The sequence below is a fragment of the Aeromonas sp. EU05-FHT14A05 genome (genome assembly GCF_058791175.1).
Genome location: NZ_JBYTDH010000014.1, coordinates 48347 through 66333 on the forward strand (window position 1 = coordinate 48347; position 17987 = coordinate 66333).

General features: G+C 62.9%; 16 protein-coding genes. 4 read left to right on the forward strand and 12 right to left on the reverse strand.

Annotated features, from left to right (window positions below):
* Positions 1-14: 14 nt before the first annotated feature.
* From AC3WR3_RS17630 to AC3WR3_RS17645, 4 genes are all read right to left on the reverse strand, one after another.
* The gene (locus AC3WR3_RS17630; protein WP_492292653.1) at positions 15-392 is read right to left on the reverse strand and encodes a VOC family protein; all 378 of its coding nucleotides are present in this window, start codon (positions 390-392) and stop codon (positions 15-17) included.
* A 68-nt stretch (positions 393-460) separates the two neighbouring features.
* On the reverse strand, positions 461-1165 hold the full coding sequence (locus AC3WR3_RS17635; protein WP_492292599.1) for a helix-turn-helix transcriptional regulator: 705 nt from the start codon (positions 1163-1165) through the stop codon (positions 461-463).
* Between the two features lie 65 nt (positions 1166-1230).
* Complete coding sequence (locus AC3WR3_RS17640) at positions 1231-2196, reverse strand: GlxA family transcriptional regulator (RefSeq protein WP_492292601.1); 966 nt, start codon at positions 2194-2196, stop codon at positions 1231-1233.
* A gap of 87 nt (positions 2197-2283) precedes the next feature.
* Positions 2284-3054, reverse strand: a complete 771-nt coding sequence (locus AC3WR3_RS17645) for an MBL fold metallo-hydrolase (protein ID WP_427229622.1) — start codon at positions 3052-3054, stop codon at positions 2284-2286.
* Positions 3055-3322: 268 nt separating this feature from the next.
* Here AC3WR3_RS17645 and AC3WR3_RS17650 point away from each other — a divergent pair, with 268 nt between their 5' ends.
* Both AC3WR3_RS17650 and AC3WR3_RS17655 read left to right on the forward strand, forming a co-directional pair.
* Positions 3323-3736, forward strand: coding sequence for an Hsp20 family protein (locus tag AC3WR3_RS17650; protein ID WP_042000332.1), 414 nt, complete (start codon positions 3323-3325; stop codon positions 3734-3736).
* Between the two features lie 93 nt (positions 3737-3829).
* Positions 3830-4270, forward strand: a complete 441-nt coding sequence (locus tag AC3WR3_RS17655; RefSeq protein ID WP_492292604.1) for an Hsp20 family protein — start codon at positions 3830-3832, stop codon at positions 4268-4270.
* Between the two features lie 69 nt (positions 4271-4339).
* On the opposite strand, the gene AC3WR3_RS17660 is transcribed toward AC3WR3_RS17655, so the two are convergent.
* Positions 4340-5593 carry a valine--pyruvate transaminase gene (locus tag AC3WR3_RS17660; protein ID WP_492292606.1) on the reverse strand — a complete coding sequence of 418 codons (1254 nt, stop codon included), beginning with the start codon at positions 5591-5593 and terminating at the stop codon, positions 4340-4342.
* A 282-nt stretch (positions 5594-5875) separates the two neighbouring features.
* Here AC3WR3_RS17660 and AC3WR3_RS17665 point away from each other — a divergent pair, with 282 nt between their 5' ends.
* Positions 5876-6109, forward strand: a complete 234-nt coding sequence (locus AC3WR3_RS17665) for a hypothetical protein (protein ID WP_319914244.1) — start codon at positions 5876-5878, stop codon at positions 6107-6109.
* Here the strand turns inward: AC3WR3_RS17665 and AC3WR3_RS17670 are convergent.
* Positions 6075-6863 (reverse strand): AraC family transcriptional regulator, encoded by a 789-nt coding sequence (locus tag AC3WR3_RS17670; protein WP_492292608.1) that lies wholly within the window; start codon positions 6861-6863, stop codon positions 6075-6077. The genes AC3WR3_RS17665 and AC3WR3_RS17670 overlap by 35 nt on opposite strands.
* Before the next feature lie 92 nt (positions 6864-6955).
* On the opposite strand from AC3WR3_RS17670, the gene AC3WR3_RS17675 reads away from it, so the two are divergent.
* Complete coding sequence (locus AC3WR3_RS17675) at positions 6956-8083, forward strand: multidrug effflux MFS transporter (protein ID WP_492292610.1); 1128 nt, start codon at positions 6956-6958, stop codon at positions 8081-8083.
* A gap of 60 nt (positions 8084-8143) precedes the next feature.
* Here the strand turns inward: AC3WR3_RS17675 and AC3WR3_RS17680 are convergent, their stop codons facing one another.
* The 6 genes from AC3WR3_RS17680 to gorA all read right to left on the reverse strand — a co-directional run bounded on the left by AC3WR3_RS17680 (position 8144) and on the right by gorA (position 17930).
* Positions 8144-8827: a response regulator gene (locus tag AC3WR3_RS17680; protein WP_139437109.1), complete on the reverse strand. Its 684-nt coding sequence runs from the start codon at positions 8825-8827 to the stop codon at positions 8144-8146.
* Between the two features lie 50 nt (positions 8828-8877).
* Positions 8878-11466, reverse strand: coding sequence for a DUF4118 domain-containing protein (locus AC3WR3_RS17685; protein WP_139437107.1), 2589 nt, complete (start codon positions 11464-11466; stop codon positions 8878-8880).
* A gap of 194 nt (positions 11467-11660) precedes the next feature.
* On the reverse strand, positions 11661-12176 hold the full coding sequence (locus AC3WR3_RS17690) for a potassium-transporting ATPase subunit C (RefSeq protein ID WP_202047987.1): 516 nt from the start codon (positions 12174-12176) through the stop codon (positions 11661-11663).
* Between the two features lie 157 nt (positions 12177-12333).
* Positions 12334-14391, reverse strand: a complete 2058-nt coding sequence (gene kdpB, locus AC3WR3_RS17695; protein ID WP_492292613.1) for a potassium-transporting ATPase subunit KdpB — start codon at positions 14389-14391, stop codon at positions 12334-12336.
* Between the two features lie 67 nt (positions 14392-14458).
* Entirely contained in the window at positions 14459-16150 is a 1692-nt protein-coding gene (gene kdpA, locus AC3WR3_RS17700) for a potassium-transporting ATPase subunit KdpA (protein ID WP_492292615.1), read from the reverse strand.
* 430 nt (positions 16151-16580) lie between these two features.
* Complete coding sequence (gene gorA / locus AC3WR3_RS17705; protein WP_492292617.1) at positions 16581-17930, reverse strand: glutathione-disulfide reductase; 1350 nt, start codon at positions 17928-17930, stop codon at positions 16581-16583.
* Positions 17931-17987: the final 57 nt, after the last annotated feature.

Sequence of the window (17987 nt, forward strand, 5' to 3'; positions counted from 1 at the left end):
TTGATAGCACCGACTCAGCCCGGTTCTGCTGCCAGGCAGTAGAGGCGCAGGCGATGGCCATCGGGATCAAGTGCCATGCCGGTATAGCCAAACTCCATCCGGATCGGCTGCTGGATGATGGTCAGGCCGCGAGCCTGACACTCGGCCAAGCCAGAATCGACACTGGCTTCATCGGGCAGCGGGAAGGCCAGTTCCATGGCGCCAGCACACTGGGTCACGGCGGGCTCGACGGTAGCGCTGGACCAGATAGCCAGTTTTGCTCCCGACTCGAACACGAACATGACAAAGGTAGGGGACTCCTCTACCGGTGGGCGACCGAAAAGCTCGCGATAGATGCGGGCGCTGCGGGCCGGATTAGAAACATAGAGAATGGTGAACGGTGGGACTAACAACATGGTGATGCTCCTTGATTGGGGAGGGCGCATCTGCGCCGACCCCGTCAGCATGGCGCTACCTGCTGTCAGTTTCTGTCAGCAATGAATTTGGGTTGCGGGATCTGCTGGGTGGCGCGCCACGCTTTCAGCAAGCTCTCCCTGCTTTTGGGATAGCGGTTTTCTTCTGGCTGCATCCGGGTGATGCGATCGACCCGAAAGTGGCGAAAGCCCTGACGCAGTTCGCACCAGGCGACCAGTACCCGCACCTGCTCGAAGTAGCCAAGAGCAAAGGGCCAGACGGTGCGCTCAGAAGTATCTTCCTTGAGATCGCGATAGCTCAGGATCACTTTGCGCTGCTGGCGGATGGCGCTGCGCAACGGGGCTTCATCGGTGAGGCTGTCGCTGCGGGAGGTGCCGATCAGCAGGGCATTGCTCTGGAGCTGCTGGCGATAGTCGGCGGGCAACACGGCTTCTATCTTGGCTAGTGCGCTGCTGGCCGATGCACTCAAGGCTCCGTCACCGTGCGCGACCACCCAGCGCGACCCCAGCACCAGTGCATCCAGCTCCTCTTCGCTGAACATCAGCGGCGGCAGCATGAAGCCGGGGCGTAGCACATAACCGATACCCGGTTCTCCCTCGATATGGGCACCTTGCGCCTGCAGGGTGGCGATATCCCGATAGAGGGTGCGCAGGCTGATGCCAAGCTGGCTGGCCAGTTCAGAGCCTGTGATGGCGTAGCGGTGGCCGCGCAGCAGCTGGAGCAGGGACAGCAGGCGTTCGGAACGGGACATGATATGACTCCTGAGTATTTCTGGTTAGCCTGCCATAGCGGGTTGAACCGGTACAGGGGGCGTCATCAGACGTTGTGGCCACGAAAAGAGCGGCGCCATTCACTCGGAGAGACACCGAAACGGGCGCGAAAATGCTGGCGCAGTATGGCGGCCGTCTTCAATCCTACCAGTTCGGCGATGCGATCCATGGAGTGGCCGCTCGTCTCCAGCAACTCCTGACTGCGCCTGAGACGCTCGGCCAGCAGCCACTCCCCGACGGAGAGGCCGGTCGCCTGCTGGAAGCGACGGGTGAAGGTGCGCCGGCTCATCAGGCAGTGCTCTGCCAGTGCGTCCAGGTTGTGAGGCTCGGCCAGGTGCATACGCAGGTGATCGAACAGCTGGTTGATCCTGGCATCCCGGGTGGAGGCGGGCACCGGCTGCTCAATGAACTGGGCCTGGCCCCCCTCTCTATGGGGTGGCACCACCAGCCGCCTAGCCAGCTTGTTGGCGATCCGGCTGCCATGGTGCTCGCGCACCAGGTAGAGGCAGCAATCCAGCCCGGCGGCGGTGCCGGCCGAGGTGATCAGGCCCTCATCGTCCACGTAGAGGGCATTGGTATCGAGCCGCACGGCGGGAAAGCGGCCCATGAAGTCCTGCTCGAACTCCCAATGGGTCGAGGCCCTGCGTCCCTCCAGCAGACCGGCATAGGCCAGCACATAGGTGCCCAGACAGAGCCCCACTAGCTGGGCACCCCTGCTTCGGGCGGCAACCAGGGCATCGAGCAGTGGCTGGGCCGGTCGCTCGGCCGGATCGCGCCAGAAGGGGATGATGACGATGTCAGCCCCGATCAATCCCTCCAGCCCGTGGCTTGCGTCGATGCGAAAGCCCTGGGCGGAACCGGGCTGGCGGGTGGTGTCGCCGGCGCAGAGCCTGAGTTCGAACAGGGAGGCGCCAGGCATCATGGTGTCGCCGAAGATGAGGCAGGGCACGGCGCAGTGAAAGGGGCTGAAGTGATCGAAGGTGATGACGGCGACGACGATGGGATTGGGCATAGTAGCAGACTCCTTTGCACTCGGATCCCCATGATAAGGGGCGGCAACAGAAAGCCGAAGGGCCATGTGGTCACATGGCCCGCTCGATCAGAGGACGATGGACTCGCCATCCTCGGGCACCAGCACCCGCGTTGCCATCCCCTGTTTGCCGAGGTAGTCGCGCAGCTCGCGCCTTGTCAGCAGGGCATGATTGACCGCCTCCATGTGGCTGGCAATCAGGGTGGCCTGTGGCGCTGCCTGATAGACGGCGGCGACATCCTCCTTGCCCATGATGATGGAACCCAGCCCCGGCACCTGGGCATCGCCACAGTTGAGGATGACGACCTCGGGCTGGTGCTGTTGCAGCGCTTGTTTAACCTGGGCGTTCCAGACGGTGTCACCCGCCAGATAGAGGGTCTTCTCTGCGGGGTGGGAGAAGACCACTCCGGATACCTCACCCAGTCGCTCGCCCAACACCGCCATGACCTGATCGTTGCCGTGTTGCCCCTCGGTCTGTTGCAACCGGATCCCGGCAAACTCGACCTGCTCGCTCAGCAGGCGCACATCCCTGAAGCCGCTGGCGCTTATGGTGTCGGCATCTTTCTGATGCTGCACAAACAGCGGGAGGTGCTTGGGGATCTGCTGCTGAGCGACCGGGTCCCAGTGGTCGAGGTGATCATGGGTCACTATCACCGCATCCACATCGAGGATCTCTGCCATGGGCAGGGGCAGTTCGACCAGCGGATTGCGCAGCTGGTTGTTGGCCGTTCCCTCAAACCCCGGGAGGCTGCCCTTGGCAGACAGCATGGGATCGATCAGGAAGCGGGTGCCGGCGTAGTGGATGAGCAGGGTGGCATTGCGAACCTGGGTAACTTGCATGGTGTGCTCCGGTCTCTGGTGGGGGGACGCAACCAGTATGGCGCGCAGCGGATCAGGAGATGAGTGGCCCGCGGGCCGAATATCATATCAATCGGGCCATTTTCGACGCTGACAGGCGACCAAAAATTTCTTTTCATTTTTTCCCTTGAAAGGAAAAAGTGAGCCCCTATATAGGTAACAAGGCCGGAACGCTCGACAGAGGTTTCGACCAGGCGCCCGTCCATATGGAGGGCAAACAATCCGTTATCGCTCACAAGAGGGTAATACTATGCGTTCTATCGACTTTTCTCCGCTCTATCGTTCTGCCATTGGTTTCGATCGTCTGGCCAATCTCATCGAATCTGCGGCCAGCAATGGCAATGCCGGTTATCCCCCCTACAACATCGAGCAGCTGGGTGACAACGACTACCGCATCAGCATGGCGGTGGCGGGCTTTACCCAGGAAGAGCTGGAGCTGAGCTTCCAGGAAAATCTGCTGACGGTGAAGGGCAACAAGCAGGCTGACTCCGAGCGCCACTATCTCTATCAGGGCATAGCCGAGCGCGGCTTCGAGCGTCGCTTCCAGCTGGCCGACTATGTGCGGGTGAAGGGTGCCGATCTCAAGAATGGTCTGCTGCACATCGATCTGGCCCGTGAAGTGCCCGAGGCGATGAAGCCCCGCAAGATCGAGATCAACGGCTGACAGCCTGAACTCTCAGTGTTTTTACCTGCTTCCCGGGTGCCGATGACGGGCCTGTGGAGAGTCAAACCTGTTGCTTACTAGAAGGATAGGATTATGCGTAACCTCGATTTTTCTCACCTCTCTTCCAATGCCGTCGGCTTCGAGCGGATGGCCCGCGAGCTGGAAGGCCTGTTCGACCAGAAGGCGGCGGCCTATCCCCCTTACAACATCGAAAAGCGGGAGCATGACGGCTACCGCATCACGGTTGCCGTGGCTGGCTTCGAGCGCGAAGAGCTAGAGCTGGAGACCGAAAACGGCACCCTCAAGGTGAAGGGGCGCAAGGCCGCTGCGGCCGGTGAGCGTCAGTTCCTCCATCAGGGGATTGCCGAGCGTGACTTCGAGCTCGCCTTCAAGCTGAGCCAGCACGTGGAGGTGAAGGAGGCCAGACTGGAGCATGGTCTGCTGACCATAGATCTCGCCCGCGAATTGCCGGAGGCACTCAAGCCCCGCGCCATCCTCATCGGCAAACCCGATCAGCTGGCGCTGCCGAGTTAAGCCGGGGAGCCTGACACCAGAGACGAGAAAGGCCTGCGATCGCAGGCCTTTCTTCTATCTGCAGGCGAGTCAGCTGCCGCGGTAAATGGCGTTGATCTCGTCCGCCAGTATGGCGATGCCGCGCCGCACCAGCTCCTCGCTCTGGGAGTAGTTGAGGCGGATGCACTCCTGACTGTGGCGCCACTCGGGGTCGTCGATGCCGGGGAAGAAGTAATGACCCGGCACTATCAGCAGGTTCTTCGCCTTCAGCCGCTCGTAGAGCGCCTGGCAGTGGATCGGCAGGCCTTCGAACCAGAGCCAGAGGAAGAGAGCGCCTTCCGGCTTGTGGATGTGGAAGCGTGGATCGGGAATGGCTTCTCGCAGCAGCTGGACCGCGAAGTCGGCCTTATGCTTGTAGAAGGGTTTCACCACCTGCTCGCTCAGGGCGATGATCTCGCCGCTCTCTATCATGGGGATGGTGATGGCGGGCCCCAGGCTGCCCGGTGCCAGGTTGATGATGCCGCTCAGGTTGGTGATGGCCTGGATGATCTTCTCGTCGGCGATGACGATGCCGCAGCGGGTGCCCGGCAGGCCCAGCTTGGAGAGGCTCATGCAGAGTATGGTGTTGGCATTCCAGAACGGCTTGGCCTCGCTGAAGATGATGCCGGGGAAGGGCACGCCGTAGGCGTTGTCGAGCAGCAGCGGGATCCCCTTGTCGCGAGCGATCTGATCCAGATGCTCTATCTCTTCATCGGTCAGCACGTTGCCTGTGGGGTTGGTCGGGCGGGAGACGCAGATCACCCCGATGTCGTCACCCACCTCCAGGCTCTCGAAATCCACATGGTATTTGAACTGGCCGTCGGCCAGCTTCTCTATGGTGGGCTTGTAGGCGACGAAGTGATCCTCCGCCAGGGCCGAGTCCGCATAGCCGATGTATTCGGGGGCCAGGGGGAAGAGCACCTTCTTCTTGCGGCCATCGGCGAACTCGCCGGCCAGCAGGTTGAACAGATAGAAGAAGGCATTCTGGCTGCCGTTGGTCAGGGCTATGTTGCGGGCCGAGATGTCCCAGCCCAGCTCTCTCTTGAGCAGGGCGGCCAGCGCCTTGGTGAACCTGTCCTTGCCTTGCGGGCCATCGTAGTTGGCCATGGCCTTGATCAGCTCGCCATTGTCGAGCAGCTGCTTGGCCTCGGTCTGAAAGCGTTCCAGCATGGCGGGGATGGGGGCCGGATTGCCGCCTCCCAGCATGATGGCGTCCGGATTGAGCAGCCCCTGATTGAGGTCATCCATGAGTTGGGTAATACCGGCGTGGCGAGTGAACTTCTCGCCGAACAAGGAGAATTCCATTCGGTGACAGATCCAGAGTCAGTTACGGGGGAGCTAGCACCATAGCTCAGTTTAAAAGCGGGTGTCGATCAAAATCATGGGACGTTCCACGTGGAACGGGCCCAGGAAAATGGATGTGGTAAAAATAACCACTAATGGGTTTCAAAATAACCAACAAGATGGGAAGGGATGCCTCAAATGGTATCTGTTTTTATTTTATTTAAACAAAATCAAATGTTTATATAGTTGGCACGACTATTGGTATAACTCTCTGGTCATCTCAACCACACCGGAGCAAGCCAGATGAAGACCCTGATCGCGACCCTGATACTGAGCAGCCTGAGCCTGAACGCCATGGCCAACGACAACCCCAGGCCCGAGCTGGATAGCGCCAAGCTGGCGCAGGAGATGCTTGCCCAGCAGCAGCAGGCATCCCGGGAGGTGGTACTGGATGCCATCCACAACCTCCAGCCATTGGCACTGGATACCCTGGTGGTGGAGGTCAGCCCCGCCGTGACGACTCACCCCGAGAGTTGAGGTGACGCAGGGGCGTCTGCCCCGAGTGTTGTTTGAAGAAGCTGATGAAGGCGCTGTCGCTGGAAAACTCCAGGGAAGCGGCAATCCGGCTGATGGGTTCGCTTTCGGCCAGCAACTCCATGGCTCGCAGCAGTCGCCACTGCTGGCGCCAGGCCTGGTAGTTCATGCCGGTCTCTCTCATGAAGATGCGACCTATGGTCTTGTCACTGGCACCCACCTCCTCGGCCAGCCGGTTGAGCCGAGGGGGCAGGGTGTCGCCCCGCTTTATCTTCTGCAGCCAGGTCGCCAGACGCGGGTCTGACGGCAACGGCAGCTGCCAGGACTCTCGGGGTGCCTGCCCCAACTCCTCCATGAACAGTGCCAGCGTCCGCTGCTGCTCCTCTTGCGGCTGGTCCCACGGCCAGAGCGCCATCCGTTCGATCAGGGCGTGCAACAGGGAATTGACCCCCAGCACCGCCATGCTGGTCGGCAGCTCGGGGTGCGGGGTGAAGTAGAGAGAACGATAGGCCACCACTCCGCGCATCAGGACCCTGTGGGGCGTGCCCGCCGGCAGCCAGGCCGCTCGCGTCGGCGGGAGCAGGCAGACCCTGTCTGCCAGCGCCATGGTCATGCAGCCTGATTGGGCGAACAGCAGCTGGTGGCGCTGATGCCGATGCAGGCCGGAGTCGTGCCAGCCGAGCGCGGAGGCGATGCCGATCACGCTGCCCGTCAGCTGGTCGGGGTCGAAAGGGTGATCGGGAAGAATAAAGGCCATGTGTCCGATTCTTGATGTATATAGTCCTGCTTATTGTAATCAGACAATCGGTATCTCTCTAGAATGGCGACCTCTTGTGAAGGAGGTTTGTCATGAACAACAAGTTGCCACCGCGCTGGCTGGTGGTGGGATTGATGATGTTTCCCCAGATAGTGGAGACCATCTACAGCCCGGTGCTGACCCAGATCGCCACCCAGTTCCGGGTGAGCGAGGGGCAGGCATCCCAGACCCTGTCGGTCTATTTCCTGGCGTTTGCGGTGGGTGTGGTCTGCTGGGGCAGGCTCTGCGATCTGATCGGGCGGCGTCCAGCCATGCTGGCAGGTCTGCACACCTATGGCGTCGGCACTCTGCTGGCGCTGTTGGCCAATGAGTTCGAGGTGTTGCTGCTGGCCCGGGTCATCTCGGCCTTCGGCGCCGCCGTGGGATCCGTGGTGACCCAGACCATGCTGCGCGACAGCTATCAGGGCAGCGATCTGGCGCGGGTCTTCTCGGTGATGGGCATGGCGCTCTCCCTCAGCCCCGTGCTGGGGTTGGTGAGCGGCGGCCTGCTGGCCGAGCGGCTTGGCTATCTCGGGGTCTTCAGCGGTCTGTTGGTGCTGGCGGCAGTGTTGCTGCTGGTGGCCGGTCGGTGGCTGCCGGAAACCCGTCCGGCCACGACTCAGCGGGTTGCGCTCTGGCCGCTGGCGTGCCGGATGATGAAAGATGGCGGGCTCTGGCGCAGTGCCCTGCTGGTCGCCCTGTTCAACACCATGCTGTTTGGCTACTACAGCCTGGCGCCCTTCCTGTTTGCCGGGCTGGGATTGAGCACCGGCGAGTTTGGTTACTCGGGGATCTTGCTGGCGCTGGCGACCCTGCTCGGCAGCCTGTTCAACAAGCATCTGCTGGGGAGGGGGTGGCAGCCGTCATCCCTGATCAGGCTGGCCTGCAGTCTGGCACTGGTTGCCGGGCTGCTGGTCTGGGCGAGTCAGGCCTCGCTCTGGTTCCTGCTGCCCATGATGGGGATAGTGGTGGCCTATGGGGTGGCGATCCCCAATGTGCTGAGCCAGGCGCTGCTGGCCTATCGCGAGGTGGCAGGCAGTGCTGGCGCCCTGTTCGGGCTCGGCTACTACCTGCTGCTCAGTCTGGGGCTGGCGGTGGCGGCCGGATTGCAGGATCTCGGCCTGTTGCTCTGTGGTTGCGGTCTGCTGGCGCTGATTTGCTGCGGGCGCCGTTCCACGTGAAACGTCAGTTGCCGATACCGGGTATGGTGTTTCGAACGGGGTAGGCTGCCTGTGACTGTTTCAACTGCCGATGAAGCGGTAGCCGATGCCGGATTCGGTCTCGATCAGACTGGGGTTCTGGGGGTTGTCTCCCAGCTTCTTGCGCAGGCTGGCGATGACGATGCGCAGGTAATGGGTATCCTCCTTGTGGCTAGGCCCCCAGATGTCGTTGAGCAGCTGGGTCTGCAGCACCAGCTTGCCGGGGTGGCACACCAGGGCCTGCAGCAGGGCGAACTCCTTGCGGGAGAGGGGGATCTCCTCATCTCCCATGGTGACCTTGTGACTGCCGGTATCCAGGCTCAGGCCGCATTGGGGAAAGTGGCGGCATTCGCCGCTGCTGACCCCGGCGCGCTGGCGCAGCAGTACCCGGATGCGGGCCATCATCTCGCCGATGCCGAACGGCTTGCTCATGTAGTCGTTGGCCCCGGCATCCAGCAGCCGCACCTTCTCCTGCTCCGAATCCCGTGCCGACAGCACCAGCACCGGGTTGGGGTGGTGCTCGCGGATGGCCTGCAAGATCTGGATGCCGTCCCCGTCCGGCAGGCCGAGATCCAGGATCACCAGATCGGGGTTGAGGTGGCGGTACTGCGCCAGCCCTTCGTTGACGCCCACCGCCTCGCTCACCTGGTGCCCCTCGGCGACCAGGCTGATCCGCAGAAAGCGGCGAATGGCCGCTTCATCATCTATGACCAGGATATGAGCCATCTAACCTCCAGAGGCGAGTGTTGAAGGGTCAGAAACCCGAAATGTACGCATCATACCTCAGGTGAGTTGAGAGAGAGTGGCAGGGAGATACGCATGCAGGTGCCGTTGCCGTTGGGGCCGGCAAATGCCCAGATGCGACCACCGTGGGCCTCTATCATAGCGCGGGAAATGGCGAGGCCAAGTCCGGTGCCGCGACTGCCGCAATCCCCCACCGGCTGGGTATAGAACAGATTGAAGATCTTGTCCCGATCCGATTCTGCGATGCCGACCCCGATGTCGATGATGTCGATGATGAGGTCGGGATCCGCCAGCATCACCTTGAACTCTATGGGGGTGCCTGCCGGTGAATAGCGGGAGGCGTTGTCGAGGATGTTGACCAGCACCTGCTCGATCAGGGCGCCGTGCACATAGAGCTGGGGGATCTGCTGATCGAAGTGGATCAGCAGCTTGTGCTGGCGCCAGGAGGAGTCCAGCCGCTTGCGGGCACTCTCCACCAGGTCGGCGAGGTCGACCCACTCCCGCTTCAACTGGAAGTCCGGGGAGCCGATGCGGGTCATGTCCAGCAGGTTCTGCACATAGCTGTGCAGGCGGCGCGCCTCCTCCTGCACCGAGTGGAGCAGCTCGTTGCGATCCTCGGCACTGATCCTGTCACCGTATTCCAGCAGTGTGCTGCCGGCCCCCATGATGGTGGCGAGCGGCGTCTTCAGATCGTGGGAGACCGAGGAGAGCAGGGCGGCGCGCATCCGATCCGTCTCCGCCTGCAGCTGGCTGTCGGCCAGCCGCTCGTTGAGATCGATCCGCGCCAGGGCGGCGCGGATGTCGGTGAGCAGCGCCTGCAACTGATGTTCGGCGGAGGAGGCGAGCGGGCTGGCCAGCCGTATCCCCAGCACCAGTTCATCGGTGAGGTGGTGGTACTGGGCCTCGGCCGCATTGAGGGTGGCGGTGTGGGCCCCGGCGCTCTGCTTCTGGGCCAGGCACCAGTCGATGGCGGCCTTGTCGGTCTGGCCCGGTGCCCGCACCTCGTCTCCGGCTCTGTACTGGTACTCCTCATCCAGGGCGAACACGGGTTGCCCCAGGGCGAGGGAGATGGCCTGGGTACCCTGCCTGAGCACCTCCACCGGGCTGCTGGCGGTGGCCAGCCCCTGGCTGAGAGAGAGCAGGGCGTTGCCGAGCTGCTGGGTCTCGCGCAAGCCTACCAGCTGCTGGCGCTGGCGGGAGGCGAGCCGCCCCGCCGTCATGCCGACGATGAGCAGCACGAACAGGGTGAGCAGGTCGCTGTGGCTGGCGACGCTGAGGGAAAAGTAGGGGGCGGTGAACAGCAGATTGTGCGCGACGAATCCCAGCACGGCCGCCAGGATGGCGGGCACCAGGCTGGTGGTGAGGGCTGTGGCGAGTACCCCCAGCACGAACAGCAGCGGCAGGGAGGCGGGCGGCAGCCAGTGGGAGAGTCCCCAGGCGCTGGCTGAGGTCACCGCCATAATGGCGATGGCCAGCAGGCTCTGGCGAATGTCCTTGGGGTGGAGTGGTTGCAGCCTCAGTCCTGGCTTGTTCTTCTCCGTGTCCACCAGCGTGATCTCGAATCCCTGTGCCTGTTTCAGCAGATGCTGCACCAGGGAGCGGCGCCAGGGCGGGTTGTGGGGCTTGCCGAGCAACAGCTGCGAGACCTGCTGCTGTTCGGCCGTCTCCAGCAGGGCATCGGCGACCGCCGGGCTGGAGAGGGTCAGCACCTTGGCGCCGAGGTGAGAGGCCAGCGCCAGCGCCTGCTCCAGCTCAGGGGAGCGCTGCCCCTTGCTGTCGATGTGCACCACCAGCCAGGGTAGCTGGCGGCGCTGGGCGAAGCGGTGGCCGTAGCGCACCAGGGCCGAGCCGTGCTGATCCCCGAGGCAGACCATCAGCTTGCCCCGCAGCGGCAGCGTGGTCTTGCCCGCCGCCTGCCATTGCAGTTGCAGATCCCCCTCCACGTGGCTGGCGGCAGTCTGCATCGCCAGCTCGCGCAGGGCGGTCAGGTTGTTGAGGGAGAAGAAGGATTGCAGGGCGGCCTTGGCCTGATGGGGCACATAGACCTTGCCCTCCTTGAGCCGGCCGAGCAGCTCCTTGGGGGGCAGGTCTATGAGGACTATGCTGTCCGCCTCCAGCAGCACCTGATCGGGCAGGGTCTCCTTGACCCTGACCCCGGTCAGCTGCCACACCAGATCGTTGAGGCTCTCCAGGTGTTGTACGTTGAGGGTGGAGTAGACGTCTATGCCGGCGCCGAGCAGCTCCTCCACATCCTGCCAGCGTTTCTCGTGGCGGCTGCCGGGAGCATTGGTATGAGCCAGCTCATCCACCACTACGATGGATGGCTTGCGTTCGAGCAAGCCATCCAGGTCCATCTCCTCCAGTCGTTGCTGGCGGTGGTGATGCAGCTTGCGTGGCTGGATGGCGAGCTTGTCGAGCAGCGCCAGGGTCTCCTGGCGCCCGTGGGTCTCGACCACGCCGATGAGAATGTCGACCCCTTCCTTGGCCTGTTCCCGCACCGCCTGCAACATGGCGTAGGTCTTGCCTACGCCGGGGGCGGCGCCGAGGAAGACCTTCAGCTTGCCCTTGTGTTCCTCTTCCAGGCTTGCCAGCAAGGCGTCGGCCCGAACCTCATCACGCATTCCCGTGCTCCTGCTTCATGCTTGTCAGCAAGGCACCCGCCTGTACCTCATCACGCATTCCCGTGCTCCTGCTTCATGCCTGCCAGCAAGGCACCCGCTTTTACTACATCACGCATCATCATCCTTATGGAGCAACTGCCGGCTCGGTTTGAAAATCTGGGTCGCCCTCCAACTCGGGCCAGCCAGGCGCGCCATCATGCGTCCTTGTGCTGATCGAGCAACAGATTCAACTGGAGGATGTTGACCACCTGGGGGCCAAGGATACCAGCTTGTGTCGACGACTTGACCTGCTCCGTCAGGGAAGCGGGATCCAGCCCGCGTTGCTTGGCGACGCGCTCCACCTGGGCCAGCACGGCATCCAGGGGCAGGTGGGGATCCAGGCCCGAACCTGAGCGGGTCAGCATGGCGGGGGACTGGTAATTACCCTGTGCCTTGGCAAATTCGCTGCGCAGGGGGGAGCTCATCCCCAGGTTGCTGGCGCCGCTGCCTATGGTGGTGAAGTCGCTGGCGGAGGGACGGGAGTGGAAGTACTCCGCCCGCTCGAATTTTTGCGCCAGCAGGGCGCTGCCGATCAGCTGCTGCTTGGCATCGGTCAGCTGGCTGCCGTTGGCCTGCCAGGGGAACAGCAGCTGGGCCAGTCCGGTGACGGCCAGGGGGTAGCCGACACCCAGCAGCAGGGTCAGGGTCAGCAGGGTTCTGATTGCTATCATGATTTTCTTGCTCCAAACAGATTGATGGGGTGCAGGCCAGGCTTGCACCCGTTATGTGGTTACACCAGACCCAGGCCTGTGATGACCAGATCGATCAACTTGATGCCCATGCATGGGGGCACGATCAGGCTGTGGATACCATCGTGCGGCGTTTTCATCACACCAGCCCCAGGCCTGTGATGACCAGATCGATCAACTTGATTCCAATGAAGGGCACGACCAGGCCACCGAGACCATAGATCAACAGGTTGCGGCGCAGCAGGCTGGCGGCAGAGCCCTTCACGTTGACCCCCCGCAGCGCCAGCGGTACCAACGCCACTATGATCAGGGCGTTGAAGATGATGGCCGACAGAATGGCGCTCTCTGGGCTGCCGAGTTGCATCAGGTTCAGTGCCCCCAGCTGCGGGTAGGCGGCGATGAAGAGGGCCGGCAGTATGGCGAAGTACTTGGCCACGTCGTTGGCGATGGAGAAGGTGGTCAGGGCACCCCGGGTGACCAGCAACTGCTTGCCCACCAGCACCACGTCCAGCAGCTTGGTGGGGTTGGAGTCCAGATCCACCAGGTTGCCCGCCTCCTTGGCGGCCTGGGTGCCTTCGTTCATGGCCAGCCCCACGTCCGCCTGGGCCAGGGCCGGTGCGTCGTTGGCACCGTCACCGCACATGGCGACCATGCGGCCATCGGCCTGCTCCTGGCGGATATAGGCCAGCTTCTTCTCCGGGGTTGCCTCGGCGATGAAGTCATCCACCCCGGCTTCGGCGGCGATGGCGGCGGCGGTCAGCGGGTTGTCCCCGGTGATCATCACGGTGCGGATCCCCATGTGACGCAGGATCTGGAAGCGGGCCTTGATGCCTGGCTTGATGATGTCCTTGAGGTACACCACCCCCAGCAACTGCTCGTGGGTGCAGACCAGCAGCGGGGTACCGCCCTGACGGGCGATGTTGTCGACCGCCTTCAGGATAAGCTCGGGCACTCCCTTGCGATCGAGGGAGAGGTAGTTGAGCACCGCATCCACGGCCCCCTTGCGATATTGATGACCGTTGCGATCCAGACCGCTCAACCGGGTCTCGGCGCTGAAGGGAATCACCTTGTCGCTCTCGAGCTGGCTCGGCTTGGCCATGCTCTTGCCGGCCAGGGTCAGGATGGACTTGCCCTCGGGGGTGTTGTCGCCGAGGGAGGCCAGCATGGCGGCCTGGGCCAGCAGGGAGGGATCGACGCCGGGGGCAGGGATCAGCTCGTCGGCCATGCGGTTGCCGAAGGTGATGGTGCCTGTCTTGTCCAGCAGCAGGGTGCGCACGTCACCGGCGGCCTCCACGGCACGACCTGACTTGGCGATCACGTTCAGCTTCACCAGCCGGTCCATGCCGGCGATGCCGATGGCGGAGAGCAGGCCCCCTATGGTGGTCGGGATCAGGGTGATGAACAGCGCCAGCAGGTAGAGGCGCGGTACCTGGGTGCCGTTGTAGTCGAGGAACCAGGGCAGGGTGGCGACCACCAGCAGGAAGATCAGGGTCAGACCCACCAGCAGGGCATCGAGTGCCATCTCGTTCGGGGTCTTCTGGCGCTTTGCCCCCTCGACCAGCGCTATCATTCGGTCGAGCGTGCTCTCCCCGGGATTGTTGGTCACACGGACCCAGATCTCGTCGGAGACCACAGTGGTGTTGCCGGTCACGCCGCTGCGGTCGGTGCCGGACTCGCGGATGACGGGGGCGGATTCCCCTGTGATGGCGGCCTCGTTGACGGAGGCGATACCGGCAACGACTTCACCGTCGGCCGGGATCATCTCGCCGCTGCGCACCAGCACCAGATCCCCTTTTTGCAGGCTGGTGGCCGCGACCCATTCGCCCTGGCCATCTTTCGGAGCCCGCACCTTGCGCGCCTGGAGCTGGCTCATGCCCGCCTTCAGGCTGTCGGCCCGCGCCTTGCCACGGCCTTCTGCCAGGGTTTCGGCGAAGTTGGCAAACCAGAGGGTGAGCCAGAGCCAGGCCGTCAGCTGCCAGGCCAGGCTGGGAGTGACCCCGGACAGGGGCTGGCCCAGCAGGGACTCCAGGGTCGCCATCACGGCGGCCAGCCAGAGGGTGAACAGTATGGGGCTGCCAAACAGCGCCTTGGGGTTGAAGCGATAGAAGGCTTCGATCATGGCCTGCACGACTTGTGAGGTCTGTTTCTTGCCCTTCACCTTTTCGGTGCGGGCAGGGATGGAGATGGACTTGCTCATTTGAATGCTCCCAGCATCAGATGTTCGGTCATTGGCATCGGTAAAGTGACTGACATGAACAGGGTCATCAGAGTGCTCCCAGTATCAGGAGATGCTCGGCGACGGGGCCCAGCGCCAGTACCGGCAGGAAGGAGAGACCGCCTATCAGCAGCACTGTGATGATCAGCAAGGTGATGAACAGCGGACCGCGGATGGGGAAGTCACCCTCGCCGGCATCCTGTTGGGAGGCGCGCGAGAGCTGACCGGCGATGGCCAGTACCGGAATGATGTAGCCGAAGCGACCGAGCAGCATGGCCAGACCGATGGCGACGCACTGCCAGTTGTCCGCGGCGGCGAAGCCCCCGAAGGCCGAGCCGTTGTTGCCGGCGGCCGAGGCGTAGTTGTAGATCAACCTGGACAGGCCGTGGGGGCCATCGTGACCCATGATGGTGGCGGCATCCGGCATCAGCAGTGTTACCCCGCCGATCACCAGAACCCCGACCGGCATCACCAGCATGCTGGCGACCACCCATTTCATCTCGGTGATCCCGAGGCGCTTGCCGAGATAGGTCGGCGTGCGCCCGACCATCAGGCCGCACAGGAACACGGTCAGCAGCACGAACAGCATCATGCCGTAGATACCGGCACCCACGCCGCCGAAGATGACCTCACCGAGCAGCATGTTGATCATGCCGACCATGCCACCCAGCGGGGTGAAGCTGTCGTGCATGGCGTTGACGGAGCCGTTGGAGGCCGATGTGGTCGCCACTTCCCAGATGCTGGAGAGCACGGGGCCGAAGCGGCTCTCCTTGCCTTCCCAGTTGCCTGCCATATTGCTTGCGTGAGTGGTGAGCTGGGCGAGCGCCGGATCCGGTTGTAGCTCCTGGTAGACGGAGAGGCCGAGCCCCAGCACGAACAGCAGCGTCATGGCAGAGAGGATGGCGCGGCCATGGCCGGAATCCTTCACGTAACGGCCCAGGGTGCAGACCAGGGCGGCGGGAATGGTCAGCAGGGCGACCATCTCCAGCCAGTTGGAGAGGGCGGTCGGGTTCTCGAACGGGTGGGCCGAGTTGACGCCGAAGAAACCGCCACCGTTGGAGCCGAGTTGCTTGATGGCGATCTGCGAGGCGGCAGGGCCGAGCGGCAGCAGTTGCTCCTGACCTTCCAGGGCATGGAACGGCAGATAGGCCGACAGACTCTGGGGCACGCCCTGCCACACCAGCAGCAGCGCCATGATCAACGCCATGGGCAGCAGCACGTAGAGGCAGAAGCGCACCAGGTCCTGCCAGAAGTTGCCAAGGTGTATGGTCTGCTGGCGGGAGAGACCGCGGAACAGCGCGACGGCGACGGTGGCACCGGTGGCGGCGGAGACGAAGTTCTGGGTGGTGAGCCCCACCATCTGGCTGAAGTAGGAGAGGCTGGCCTCACCGGAATAGGCCTGCCAGTTGGTGTTGGTCATGAAGCTGACGGCGGTGTTGAAGGCGAGTTGCCAGCTCAGGCCCGGCAACTGTTGTGGGTTGAGGGGCAGCAGTCCCTGGGCCATCAGGATCAGGAACAGCAGACCGAAACCGGCGCCGTTGAAGGCCAGCAGGCTGAGGGCGTAGGACTTCCAGTCCTGCTCCCGTCCGTCCGTGCCGCAGCAGGCCAGGGTGGCGCGCTCGACCGGCGCGAGCCAGCGACTCTTGCCCTCGAACACGCGATACATATAGCTGCCGAGCAGGGGGGCTGGCAGCAGGACCAGCAGCACGAAGGCCACCGGATAGATTATTTCTTGCCACATATCCGGTTCCTCACTCATGGGTGCGCGCAAGAGCGCGCAGCAGATAGCCCATCAGGGCGAGGACCAGCAGCAGATATAGCCAATTCATAACGACTCCGTTGAGATAATTAGCGTCGAGAGTCGATGCATATCCATATCGACTCCGTTGGTGTCATTGACGCTGAAAGGGTATGTAAAACGGGCGTAAAGGCGCCATAAAGGGGCATTGGGGGAGCGTAAAATCGGCGTAAAGAAGGCCGGTTTCAGAGGGAATCGGGTGGGGAGGGATCAAAAAACCCGGCCTGGGCCGGGTTTGGAGAGCGAGGCTTATGCCGTTGCCAGCGGCTCTCAACACATGGTCACAGACTCTTCTGCGCTGGTGGGATGGGAAGGGGAACGCAGTTGTCGGTTTGACCTCTGTCTCCCCCGTTTCCCTCCTTGCGATCCTTACTCAACGCATGGTGACAAACTCTTCCGCGCTGGTCGGATGGATGGCGACGCAGTTGTCGAAGTCTGCCTTGGTGGCACCCATCTTCATGGCGACGCCAAAGCCCTGCAGTATCTCGTCCATCGCAAAGCCGATGCCGTGCAGGCCGACCACCTTCTCTTCGGGGCCGACGCAGACCAGCTTCATCCGGGTGGGCTGGCGATGCTGGGTCAGGGCGGAGTACATGGCGGTGAACTGGCTGCGGTAGACCTTGACCTGATCTTCACCGTATTCGGCGATGGCTTCCGGCTCGGTCAGACCTATGGTGCCGATGGGCGGGTGGCTGAACACCACGGTCGGCACCAGATCGTAGTTGAGGTGCTCGCTCGGCTTGTTGTTGAACAGCCGCTCGGAGAGGCGGCGACCGGCCGCGACGGCCACCGGGGTGAGCTGGATGCGGCCGGTGTTGTCACCCACCGCATAGAGGTTGGCGACGGCGGTGTTCTGGAACTTGTCGGTGGGGATGAAGCCCTTCTCGTCCAGGGTGATGCCGGTGGCGGCCAGATTGAGGTTGTCGGTGGCCGGCACGCGGCCTATGGCCCAGATCAGGCAGTCCACCGTGAGGTGGCGACCATCTTCCAGTTGCAGGGTCAGGCTGTCGTCGGCGTTCTTGACCACGGCCTTGGGCACGGCGTGGGTGTGCAGCCTGGGCCCTTCCTGCGCCATGATCTCCACCAGGGTCTCGTGGATCATGGGGTCGAAGTTGCGCAGCGGCGCATGCTTGCGCACCACCAGATGGGTCTCGGAGCCGAGCGCCTGCATCACGCCGGCGATCTCCACCGCGATATAGCCGGCACCGACCACGGCGACCCGCTTGGGCTGGCTTTGCAGATCGAAGAAGCCGTCGGAGTCGATGCCGAGTTCGGCGCCCGGTATGGTCGGGACCTCGGGGCGGCCACCGGTGGCGATCAGTATGTGATCGGCGCTGTACTGCTCGCCATCAACCTCGATGGTGTTGCTGCTGACGAAACGGGCGAAGCCCTTGATGACGGTGATCTGGTTCTTGCCCAGCACGTTCTGGTAGGACTGATGAATGCGGCCGATGTAGGCCTGGCGGGACTCGACCAGCCTGGCCCAGCTGAAGTGATTGAGGGTGGTGTCGAAGCCGTAGTCGGCCCCATATCTCAGGGCATCGGCGATCTGGCCGGCATACCACATGGCCTTCTTCGGCACGCAACCGACGTTGACGCAGGTACCCCCCAGCTCTTTGGCTTCAATCAGGGCGACTTTCTTGCCATACATGGCAGCCCGGTTGGCCGAGGCGATGCCGCCGCTGCCGCCGCCGATGGCGATATAGTCAAAATGCTGTGCCATTGCGAGGTTCTCCGCTCGTTAAGAATGCAATCACAGCATGATGGGGACAAAGTGGCC

Excerpts from the sequence above, each read along its gene's own strand:
- AC3WR3_RS17670 (WP_492292608.1), bottom strand. The coding sequence starts at position 6,863 with ATGGCCTTTATTCTTCCCGATCACCCTTTCGACCCCGACCAGCTGACG.
- AC3WR3_RS17685 (WP_139437107.1), bottom strand. The coding sequence starts at position 11,466 with ATGCGTGATGAGGTTCGGGCCGACGCCTTGCTGGCAAGCCTGGAAGAG.
- AC3WR3_RS17690 (WP_202047987.1), bottom strand. The coding sequence starts at position 12,176 with ATGATAGCAATCAGAACCCTGCTGACCCTGACCCTGCTGCTGGGTGTC.
- AC3WR3_RS17650 (WP_042000332.1), top strand. The coding sequence starts at position 3,323 with ATGCGTTCTATCGACTTTTCTCCGCTCTATCGTTCTGCCATTGGTTTC.
- AC3WR3_RS17640 (WP_492292601.1), bottom strand. The coding sequence starts at position 2,196 with ATGCCCAATCCCATCGTCGTCGCCGTCATCACCTTCGATCACTTCAGC.
- AC3WR3_RS17675 (WP_492292610.1), top strand. The coding sequence starts at position 6,956 with ATGAACAACAAGTTGCCACCGCGCTGGCTGGTGGTGGGATTGATGATG.
- AC3WR3_RS17645 (WP_427229622.1), bottom strand. The coding sequence starts at position 3,054 with ATGCAAGTTACCCAGGTTCGCAATGCCACCCTGCTCATCCACTACGCC.
- AC3WR3_RS17655 (WP_492292604.1), top strand. The coding sequence starts at position 3,830 with ATGCGTAACCTCGATTTTTCTCACCTCTCTTCCAATGCCGTCGGCTTC.
- kdpA (WP_492292615.1), bottom strand. The coding sequence starts at position 16,150 with ATGTGGCAAGAAATAATCTATCCGGTGGCCTTCGTGCTGCTGGTCCTG.
- AC3WR3_RS17680 (WP_139437109.1), bottom strand. The coding sequence starts at position 8,827 with ATGGCTCATATCCTGGTCATAGATGATGAAGCGGCCATTCGCCGCTTT.
- AC3WR3_RS17665 (WP_319914244.1), top strand. The coding sequence starts at position 5,876 with ATGAAGACCCTGATCGCGACCCTGATACTGAGCAGCCTGAGCCTGAAC.
- gorA (WP_492292617.1), bottom strand. The coding sequence starts at position 17,930 with ATGGCACAGCATTTTGACTATATCGCCATCGGCGGCGGCAGCGGCGGC.
- AC3WR3_RS17635 (WP_492292599.1), bottom strand. The coding sequence starts at position 1,165 with ATGTCCCGTTCCGAACGCCTGCTGTCCCTGCTCCAGCTGCTGCGCGGC.
- kdpB (WP_492292613.1), bottom strand. The coding sequence starts at position 14,391 with ATGAGCAAGTCCATCTCCATCCCTGCCCGCACCGAAAAGGTGAAGGGC.
- AC3WR3_RS17660 (WP_492292606.1), bottom strand. The coding sequence starts at position 5,593 with ATGGAATTCTCCTTGTTCGGCGAGAAGTTCACTCGCCACGCCGGTATT.